The following is a 9834-nucleotide window of genomic DNA, read 5'->3' as shown; positions in this document are numbered from 1 at the left end:
CGACCGCCCACACCTGGATAGGGGTGACTGCGGTGTGGGCAACCACAACCTCCTCGGCGTCGCGGCTCCCCACGCCCGGGTGGGGCGGCCACTGTGGGCAGCTGGGACCTGCCCGGGCCTGGCGGCGCCGCCTCGCGCGGGGACTCCCGGCCGACGGAGCCAGCTGAACAGTTACGAATAGTGAGACGCCCGCCCGCCCGCCCGTTTCGGGTCGGGCCGGCCTCGCGAGCTTGCTGCGGCGCGCGCCGGCCAGCGCGCCGAGGGTTCCGGTGCACGCCAGGCCAGCACGTCAGAGGTTTCGGTGCGCGCCAGGCCAGCACGTCAGAGGTTTCGGTGCGCGCCAGGGCAGCACGTCAGCAGTTTCGGCGCGCGCCAGGCAGCACGCCGCGGGTTCCGGTGCACGCCAGGGCAGCACGTCAGAAGTTTCGCCGCGCGCCAGGCAGCACGCCGGGGGTTTCGGCGCACGCCAGCCAACACGCCGGGGGGTTGGCTGGCGTGGGGCAAGGGCCGGAAGGCGCGACGGCCCTGCGCCGCGCCTGGAGTAGCCGTAAAACCTAGGGGACTCTTCGCACGCCGTACCGGATGATGGGTTAGCGCATTTGGCGCTGGCGGCGGGCCTCGCGCTTCTCCTCGAAGCGGGACGCCTGGGCCTCCAGCTCGGTCATCTGGGCGGCGAGCTCGTCGCGGGCCTTCTCGCCGTCGGCCGTGAAGTCGGTGCGGCCGAAGACGTTGAGCTGGCGCAGGACCGGCTGCAGGACCTCGTCGCGGTGCTGGCGCAGGTCGTATATGCCGGCCAGGGCGATTGATAACGCCTTGCGGCCGAAGCCCTCGATGCCGGCGCCGGGCATCTGGAAGTTGGCGACCACGTCGGTGACGGCGCGCATCGCGTAGTCGGGGTCCAGGTCGAAGGCGGCGGCCAGCATGTTGCGGTAGAAGACCATGTGCAGGTTCTCGTCGGCGGCGATGCGGGCGAGGAGCTGGTCGGCGATCGGGTCGTCGGTGGCCTTGCCGGTGTTGCGGTGCGAGATGCGGGTGGCCAGCTCCTGGAAGGCCACGTAGGCGATGGAGTGCAACGCGTCGTCCTCGTGGACGTTGGCGTAGCCGGCCTCCATGTGCGTCATCCGGGCGCGTTCCAGGGCGATCGGGTCGACCGCCCTGGTCACCGTCAGGTAGTCGCGCAGCGCGATGCCGTGCCGGCCCTCCTCGGCGGTCCAGCGGTGCACCCAGGTGCCCCAGGCGCCGTCCCGGCCGAAGAGGGTGGCGATCTCGCGGTGGTACGAGGGCAGGTTGTCCTCGGTGAGCAGGTTGACGATCAGGGCCGTGCGGGCGATCTCCGGCAGCTTGGAGTCGCCGGGCTCCCACGGCACGCCGCCCTCCAGGACGCCGTCGAAGGTGCGGCCCTCGCTCCACGGCACGTACTCGTGGGGGAACCACTCCTTCGCCAGGGACAGGTGCCGATCGAGGTTGGCGGCCACCACTGGCTCAAGTTCGAGAAGCAGCGCGGTCTGGTCGAGCGGCACCTTGATCACTCCCTACGGAGGCGTAACTTACGTGACCGTAGGTAGAGTACGCCATCAACCTGTCAAGCGATTACGGGGTGCCGGTCGGCGGCCGGAGGTTCCCAGGTCAGAGGGTCGGCGTCGACCTGGTCGCCGGAGCGGATGTCCTTCACCGAGTCCGGGGAGCCGGGGAACCACACGTACGGGATGCCGCGCCGGTCGGCGTACTGGATCTGCTTGCCGAACTTCGCCGCGGCGGGGGCCACCTCGGTCGGGATGCCGCGGCGGCGCAGGGCGGCGGCGATCCGGTCGCAGGTGGTGCGCTCGTCTTCGTGTGGCAGGGCGACCAGCACGCAGGTGGGCACCGAGCGGGAGATCGTCAGCGCGTCGCGGCCGAGCAGCAGGCCGAGCATGCGGGTGACGCCGATCGAGATGCCGACGCCGGGGTAGCGCTGGGTGCCGGCCGAGGCGAGGTTGTCGTAGCGGCCGCCGGACGAGATCGAGCCGAACCGCTCGTAGCCCTCGAGCTGGGTCTCGTAGACCGTGCCGGTGTAGTAGTCCAGTCCCCGCGCGATCTTCAGCTCGGCGACGACCAGGCCGGGCGCGTGCTCGCGTGCCGTCTCGACGACCTGGACCAGCTCGTCGAGGCCCTCGTCGAGCAGCGGGTCGGTGACGCCGAGCTTGCGGACGGCGTCCACGAAGGAAGCGTCGTCGGCGGAGATCGCGGCGAGCTCGAGGCATGCGGCGGCCTGGGCGGCAGTGGCGCCGGCGGTCTCGATGAGCTGCTCCGCGACCTTCGCGCCGCCGATTTTGTCCAGTTTGTCCACGACGCGCAGGACCTGATCGGTGTCGGTGAGGCCGAGACCCCGGTAGAAGCCCTCGCACACCTTGCGGTTGTTGACCTGGATCCGCACCCGCGGGATGGGCAGCCCGCCGAGCGCGTCGCCGATCACCAGCGGCATCTCGGTGTCGAAGTGGAACGGCAGCGCGTCGCGGTTGACCACGTCGATGTCGGCCTGCAGGAACTCGCGGTAGCGGCCCTCCTGCGGGCGCTCGCCGCGCCACACCTTCTGGATCTGGTACCGGCGGAACGGGAACTGCAGTTTGCCCGCATTTTCTACGACATAGCGGGCGAAGGGCAGCGTGAGGTCGAAGTGGAGGCCGAGCTCGGTGTCGTCCTCGCCCTGCAGGCGGCGCAGCAGGTAGACCTCCTTCGAGGTCTCCCCCTTGCTCAGCAACGTATCCAGCGGCTCGACCGACCGCGTCTCCAACGGCGCGAAGCCGTACAACTCAAAGGTGGAACGAATCCGATCGAGAACACGCTGCTCGATCATGCGCTGCGCGGGCAGCCATTCGGGGAAGCCGGAAATGGGCACTCTCAAAATCTCCTAGGAATATCGTCAGAGACCACGGCCGGGCGCTGCGATCAGTTCTCGCAAAAACGGATTCTGCGCGCGCTCGCGACCGATGGTGGTTGATGGTCCGTGGCCGGGCAGGACGACGGTCTCGTCGGCCAGCGGCAGGATCTTGGTCCGCAGGCTGGTCATCATCGCGTCGGTGTCGCCGCCCGGCAGGTCGGTCCGTCCGATCGAGCCGGCGAAGAGCACGTCTCCCGAAAGACACAGTGAGCCCGGCAAATGGAACAGCACCGACCCGCCGGTATGGCCGGGCGCGTGGTCGACGCTGATCTCGATGCCGGCGATCGTCATCGTGACCCCGTCGCTGAGCTCGGCGACGTCCGCAGGCTCGGAATACTCGAGGCGGCCCCCGAAGAGCTGGCTCAGGTCGCCGCTCAAACCCTTGGCCGGATCGGCGAGCATCTCGCGGTCGGCCGGATGCACGTACGCGGTGATGCCGCGCGCGCCGCAGACCGGCGTGACGGAGAACGTGTGGTCGATGTGCCCGTGCGTGAGCAGCACCGCGGCCGGGTGCAGACGATGCTCGGCGAGCACCTCGTCGAGGTGGTCGAGCACGCCGACACCGGGATCGACGATCAGGCATTGCTCACCGGGGCCGGCCGCCACCACGTAACAGTTGGTGCCGAATGCCGCGGCTTCCACACCGGTGATGAGCACGACGAGCCTCTTCCAGATAACGGGTGCGAATCGTAACGAGCCTAGCCGGGCGGGCGCACACCACTTTCCCAGGAGGTACCCGTACACTCTTGCGGGCGTGTGACACGGAGCATTTCGAAAGGACAGCGTTCGGTGGCTTCCAGCAAGGACCGGCAGCGCAAACTCGCGCGGGCGAAGCTCGATCGGCAGATGGCTCGCCGGGCCAACAAGGAGCGCCGGCGCCGTCGCGTCCTCGCCGGAGTGGGTTCCGCGGTGGCCGTCGTGCTGATCGCGGCGGGCGTCGCCTGGGCGGCCGGCGCGTTCGACTCGGACGACTCCCCGACGAATGCCGCGGACCAAGACATCTGCGCCTGGACGCCGCAAAGCGCCACGTCGAACACGAACTTGAAGGACGTCGGCACGCCGCCGACGAAGGGCATTCCCACCTCCGGTACGCAGACCATGACTGTCACCACCAACGAGGGTGCGCCCATCGTCGTGACGCTGGACAACTCGACGGCACCCTGCGGGTCGGCCGACCTGGCGTACCTGGCGAGCAAGAACTTCTACGACAACTCCGACTGCCACGAGATCACCACGTACGGCGCGCTGCACTGCGGCGACCCGACCGGCACCGGCCTGGGCGGCCCGACGTACTCGGTCTACAACGAGAACACCCCGCAGGCACCGGACCCGAGCCCGTCGGGCGCCCCCGCCGCACCGAAGACCCCGCTGTACCCGAAGGGCACGGTCGCGCTGATCGGTAACCCGCCCGGCGCGAACGGCAGCCAGTTCCTGATCTTCTTCAAGGACTACACCCCCACCGATGACACGCAGTACTCGGTCGTCGGCGCGGTGACCGGTGGGATGGACACGGTCACCAAGATCAGCAAGATCCCCACCACGGACGACTCCGCTGGTCAGAAGGTCAAGCCCACTCAGAAGATCACGATCAAGACCCTCACCGTGGGCGCCTCGGGTGCGGCTCCGGCGGCGAGCACACAGTCTTAGGAACGCCCCCAGGCCGAACATAAGCAGGAGGATCACCGTGTCGTCGATCAAGGACCGGCAGCGCGCGGCCGCGCGGGCCCGGCTCGAGAAGGAGATGGCCGAGCGTGCCGCGCACGCTCGCAAGCGCCGGCAGCGGCAAGCGATCATCGGGTCCGCCATCGCGGTCGTGATCATCGCGGGGGCGGCGGTGTGGATCGTCTCCTCGATGAAGGACGACAAGAAGACGCCGGCGGCCTCCGCGTCCGCCGCGGTTCCGGCCGGGCAGGTCGCCTGCACGTGGACCCCGTCCGACCCGTCCACCGGCGGCAAGATCAAGGATGTCGGCCTGCCGCCGAAGACGGCGCCGAACACCGGGACAGCGACGCTGACCATCAAGACCAACCTCGGCACCATCGAGGCCACCATGGACCGCTCGAAGGTGCCCTGCACGGCGGAAAGCTTCCAGTACCTGACGTCGAAGAAGTTCTTCGACAACAGCAAGTGCCACCGGCTGGTCAACCAGGCCCAGTTCAGCGTGCTGCAGTGCGGCGACCCGTTCGCCACCGGCAAGGGCTGGCGCGAGACCGACGGCACCGGCGGCCCGAGCTACACGATGCAGGAAGAGAACCTGCCGACGAACCAGACCAAGCCCTACCCGGCCGGTTCGATCGCGATGGCGAACACGGGACAGCCGGGCAGCACCGGCAGCCAGTTCTTCATCGTCGCGAAGGACACCACGCTGGACCCGGCCTACACGCTGCTCGGCAACATCAAGACCGGGCTGAACATCGTGCAGGACGTGGTGAAGGCCGGTGACGACGAGGCATTCGCCTCGCAGGCCGGCGGCGGCCACCCGAAGAAGGAAGTCGTCATCGAGTCGATGACTGTCGCTTGATAAAAGGGCCCCTCGAAAGAGGGGCCCTTTTGCTATGCCCCCGAGGTCACCCGGTACGCGTCGAAGACGCCGTCGACCTTGCGCACGGCGGCCACCAGGTGGCCCAGGTGCTTCGGGTCGGCCATCTCGAACGTGAACCGGCTGACCGCGACCCGGTCCCGCGTGGTCGTCACCGTCGCGGACAGGATGTTGACCCGCTCCTCGGACAACACCCGGGTGACGTCGGCCAGCAGCTTGTGCCGGTCGAGCGCCTCCACCTGGATGGCCACCAGGAACGTCGACGCGCTGGTCGGCTTCCAGGTCACCTCGACGACCCGCTCCTGCTGCTCGCGCAGGTCCTCGGCGTTCGCGCAGTCCTCGCGGTGCACGCTCACGCCGCCGGAGCGGGTGACGAAGCCGAACACCGCGTCGCCGGGCACCGGGGTGCAGCAGCGGGCCAGCTTCACCCACACGTCGCTGACGCCCTTGACCACGACGCCCGGGTCCTGCGCGGTGCTGCGGTTGCGCGGCGGGCGAGTCGCGACGGCGGTCTCGGCGATGTCCTCGACCGCGCCCTCCTCGCCGCCGAACCCGGCCACCAGCTTCTGCACGACCGACTGGGCGGACACCGTGTTCTCGCCGATCGCGGCGTACAGCGACGCCACATCGGGCAGGTGCAGGTCGCGGGCGATGGTCGTGAGGTTCTCGTTCGTCAGCATGCGCTGCAAGGGCAGACCCTGCTTACGCATCGCCTTGACGATCGCCTCCTTGCCGACCTCGATCGCTTCCTCGCGGCGCTCCTTGTTGAAGTACTGACGGATCTTCGTACGCGCGCGCGGGCTCTTGACGAAGCCGAGCCAGTCCTGCGTGGGACCGGCGTTCGCCGACTTCGACGTGAAGATCTCGATGACGTCGCCGTTGGACAGCGTCGACTCGAGCGGCACCAGCTTGCCGTTCACCCGGGCGCCGATGCACTTGTGCCCGACCTCGGTGTGCACCGCGTACGCGAAGTCGACCGGCGTCGAACCCGTCGGCAAGGGGATGACGTCGCCCTTCGGCGTGAAGACGTACACCTCCTGGCTGGACAGGTCGAAACGCAACGCGTCGAGGAACTCGCTCGGGTCGCTCGCCTCGCGCTGCCAATCGAGCAGCTGCCGCAGCCAGGTCATCTCGTCGATGTGCGCCGGCGGGCCGACGATCGTCGCGCCCTTGAGCTCCTTGTACTTCCAGTGCGCGGCGATGCCGAACTCGGCCGTGCGGTGCATCGCGAACGTGCGGATCTGCATCTCGACCGGCTTACCGGTCGGGCCGATGACCGTCGTGTGCAACGACTGGTACATGTTGAACTTCGGCATCGCGATGTAGTCCTTGAACCGGCCCGGCACCGGCTGCCAGTTCGCGTGGATCACGCCCAGCGCGGCATAGCAGTCGCGGACCGTGTCGACCAGGATGCGCACCCCGACCAGGTCGTAGATGTCGTTGAAGTCGCGGCCCCGCACGATCATCTTCTGGTAGATCGAGTACAGATGCTTCGGCCGGCCGGTGGTCTCCGCCTTGATCTTCGCCGACTTCAGGTCGAGCGACACCCGGTTGGTCACCTGGCGCAGCAACGCCTCACGCTGCGGCTGGTGCTCGCCGATCAGCCGGTTGATCTCCTCGAACCGCTTCGGGAACAGCGTGCCGAACGCGAGGTCCTCGAGCTCCCACTTGATCGTGTTCATACCGAGGCGGTGGGCCAGCGGCGCGAGGATCTCCAGCGTCTCCTTGGCCTTCTGCTCCTGCTTGGCGCGGGGCAGGAAGGTCAGCGTCCGCATGTTGTGCAGCCGGTCGGCCAGCTTGATGACCAGCACCCGCGGGTCCTTGGCCATCGCCACGACCATCTTGCGGATCGTCTCCGCCTTGGCCGCGTCGCCCAGCTTCACCCGGTCGAGCTTGGTCACGCCGTCGACCAGCAGCGCGACCTCGCCGCCGAAGTCGTTCTTCATCTGGTCGAGCGAGTAGTCGGTGTCCTCGATCGTGTCGTGCAGCAGGGCCGCCACCAGCGTGGTGGTGTCCATGCCGAGGTTCGCGAGGATCGTCGCCACGGCGAGCGGATGCGTGATGTACGGGTCGCCGGACTTGCGGTACTGACCCGAGTGCCACCGCGCGGCCACGTCGAAGGCGCGTTGCAGCGCCCGCCCGTCGGCCTTGGGATGGCTGGCCCGGTGGGTCGCGATCAGCGGCTCGAGCACCTCGCTGACCTGCGTGCTCTGCCAGGGCGCGTTGAACCTCGCGAGCCGGGCCCGGACGCGGCGCCCGGTGGGGGCGCTGGCCAGGCCGAAGCCGCCGGAGGTCTCTTCGGCTAGCGGTTGGGTCGCTTCGGGGTCGGGCACCGCCGACGCGTCAGCGTCGGGTCGTGAGTCTTCGGTCGGCTGCACCGTGCCCTCCGCCGGAGGAACGACGTCGCTGGACACCGGCCTCCTCACACCGTCGTCAGGAACGCCCCCGGTCGTTTCCGGCCGGAGAAGTCCGCGAATGCCAGGGTTGGTCACCTGGTTAGAAACGCCATCCTACCCGCACCGTCTTCCCTGGTGGTCAGCCCAAACCTCCGAAAGAGCGGGCCATAGGGGTGTTAAACGGTCAGCAATGCATGGACGGTGCGCGAACCGAGCCGCTCGCGTCCCTTCAAAAAAGCAAGTTCCATCAGTACGGAGAAGCCCGCGATGACGCCACCGGCCTGTTCGACGAGATCCAGTGTCGCGGCCGCGGTGCCCCCGGTGGCCAACACGTCGTCGACCACCAGGACGCGCTGTCCGGCGAAGAAAGCGTCACGGTGCACCTCGAGGGTGGCTTCGCCGTATTCGAGCTCGTACGTGGCGGACAGGACCTCGCGCGGCAGCTTCCCCGCCTTGCGGACCGGAACAACACCGACACCGGCCGCGTACGCGATGGCGGCGGCCACCACGAAGCCGCGGGCCTCGACGCCGGCCACCACGTCGAACGACGCGACACCGTGGTGCTCGATGATCCCGTCGACCACGCGACGGAACGCCGGCCCGTCCGCGAACAGCGGCATCAGGTCCTTGAAGAGGATGCCCGGCTTGGGGAAGTCGTGGACATCGACCGTGCCGCCGGCGACGATCGCCGCCAATTCGGGACCGCTGTCGCCCTGCGTCTCGTCAGTCACGCGGTGAGCTTAGACGGCCGGGCGAAAGCCCGGCCGTCTACGGTCAGTGTCGCTTGCCGCTGGGCCGGTTCCCGCCGCCCGGACGGCCGCCACTGCGGTTGGTGTTGGTGTTGCGCTTGGCGGTCGGCCGGGCCCCGGGCCGCGGGGTTGTCGAGCCGGCCATCGCGGGCGTCTCGCCGCCGGTGGCCGCCGCGCCCGCGGTCGCGGGTCGCTGACCGCGCGGCGCCACGTCACCGGACTTGGCCTGCGACCGCCGGGCGAGCACCCGCGCGTTGTGCGCCTTGATCTTCGGGTCGTGGTCCTTGAACCACGACAGCGTCGGCGCCGCGAACATGATCGACGAGATGACGCCGAAGCCCATGCCGACGAACAGCACCAGACCGAGGTCCTTCAGCGTGCCCGCGCCGAGGAAGCCGGCACCGATGAACAGCAGACCGCCGACCGGCAGCAACGCGACCAGACCGGTGTTGATCGACCGCATGATCGTCTGGTTCACGGCCAGGTTGGTCGCCTCGGCGTACGTTCTCGTGCTGCCCGCCGTGATGCCTCTGGTGTTCTCCTGCACCTTGTCGAACACCACGACCACGTCGTACAGCGCGTACCCGAGGATCGTCAGGAAGCCGATCACCGTGGACGGTGTCACCTCGAACCCGACCAGCGAATACACGCCGGCCGTGAAGATCAGGTCGAGTAGCAGCGAGGACACCGCCGCGGCCGCCATCCGCCATTCGAATCTGATCACCAGGTACGCCATGACGAGTACCAGGAAGATGATCAGACCGATGATCGCCTGCCGGGTGACCTGACCACCCCACGCCGCCGACACCTGGTCGTCGCTGACCTGATCGGCCGGCACGCCCAGATCGCTGACCAGGCTCGCCTTGGCGGTCTCGGCCTGCGACGCGGACAGCGCGGACGCGCGGACCGTGAAGGTCTCGCTCGCGCCGCCACGGCCGACCTTCTGCGCGGCGTCGACCTCGGCGCCCGGGTCGACCGCCGTGATCGCCTTGGTCACCGCGTCGGACACCTCGGACTGGGTCAGCGTGCGCCCGTCCGTGGTGTGCGCCGGGATGCTGAACGAGGTGCCGCCGGCGAACTCGATGCCCAGGTGGAAACCCTTGATCGCGATGCTGGCGATGGCGATCACCACGAGGACCGCCGCCACCGCGAACCACGTCTTGCGACGGCCCACGATGTTGATGTTCGCCTCGCCCGTGTACAGGCGGGAGGCGAGGCCGGTGCGGGCCATGA

8 protein-coding genes are annotated in these 9834 nt (G+C 68.7%); 2 read left to right on the top strand and 6 right to left on the bottom strand.

The features are described from left to right. Nucleotides 1–590 precede the first annotated feature (590 nt). From HH310_RS09570 to HH310_RS09560, 3 genes are all read right to left on the bottom strand, one after another. Nucleotides 591–1520, bottom strand: a complete 930-nt coding sequence (locus HH310_RS09570; protein ID WP_169175068.1) for an acyl-ACP desaturase — start codon at nucleotides 1518–1520, stop codon at nucleotides 591–593. A 62-nt stretch (nucleotides 1521–1582) separates the two neighbouring features. Continuing rightward, nucleotides 1583–2875, bottom strand: coding sequence for a histidine--tRNA ligase (hisS, locus tag HH310_RS09565; protein WP_169175067.1), 1293 nt, complete (start codon nucleotides 2873–2875; stop codon nucleotides 1583–1585). 24 nt (nucleotides 2876–2899) lie between these two features. Next, nucleotides 2900–3574 (bottom strand): MBL fold metallo-hydrolase, encoded by a 675-nt coding sequence (locus HH310_RS09560; protein WP_169175066.1) that lies wholly within the window; start codon nucleotides 3572–3574, stop codon nucleotides 2900–2902. 132 nt (nucleotides 3575–3706) lie between these two features. On the opposite strand from HH310_RS09560, the gene HH310_RS09555 reads away from it, so the two are divergent. After that, nucleotides 3707–4564, top strand: coding sequence for a peptidylprolyl isomerase (locus HH310_RS09555; RefSeq protein WP_169175065.1), 858 nt, complete (start codon nucleotides 3707–3709; stop codon nucleotides 4562–4564). Between the two features lie 37 nt (nucleotides 4565–4601). Further along, nucleotides 4602–5438 carry a peptidylprolyl isomerase gene (locus tag HH310_RS09550; protein WP_312033933.1) on the top strand — a complete coding sequence of 279 codons (837 nt, stop codon included), beginning with the start codon at nucleotides 4602–4604 and terminating at the stop codon, nucleotides 5436–5438. 32 nt (nucleotides 5439–5470) lie between these two features. Here HH310_RS09550 and HH310_RS09545 read toward each other — a convergent pair whose 3' ends face one another. The 3 genes from HH310_RS09545 to secF all read right to left on the bottom strand — a co-directional run bounded on the left by HH310_RS09545 (nucleotide 5471) and on the right by secF (nucleotide 9832). Continuing rightward, on the bottom strand, nucleotides 5471–7870 hold the full coding sequence (locus HH310_RS09545) for a bifunctional (p)ppGpp synthetase/guanosine-3',5'-bis(diphosphate) 3'-pyrophosphohydrolase (protein WP_169175064.1): 2400 nt from the start codon (nucleotides 7868–7870) through the stop codon (nucleotides 5471–5473). Nucleotides 7871–8028: 158 nt separating this feature from the next. Continuing rightward, a complete protein-coding gene (locus tag HH310_RS09540; protein ID WP_169175063.1) occupies nucleotides 8029–8583 on the bottom strand; it encodes an adenine phosphoribosyltransferase in 555 nt (184 codons plus the stop codon). Between the two features lie 43 nt (nucleotides 8584–8626). Continuing rightward, nucleotides 8627–9832 (bottom strand): protein translocase subunit SecF, encoded by a 1206-nt coding sequence (gene secF / locus HH310_RS09535; RefSeq protein ID WP_169175062.1) that lies wholly within the window; start codon nucleotides 9830–9832, stop codon nucleotides 8627–8629. Nucleotides 9833–9834: the final 2 nt, after the last annotated feature.

Source organism: Actinoplanes sp. TBRC 11911 (genome assembly GCF_012933445.1).
Lineage (GTDB): Bacteria > Actinomycetota > Actinomycetes > Mycobacteriales > Micromonosporaceae > Actinoplanes.
The sequence above is the reverse complement of the archived record's forward strand: the minus strand, read 5'-3'. Positions and strand labels throughout refer to the sequence as shown.

Excerpts from the sequence above, each read along its gene's own strand:
- secF (WP_169175062.1), bottom strand. The coding sequence starts at position 9,832 with ATGGCCCGCACCGGCCTCGCCTCCCGCCTGTACACGGGCGAGGCGAAC.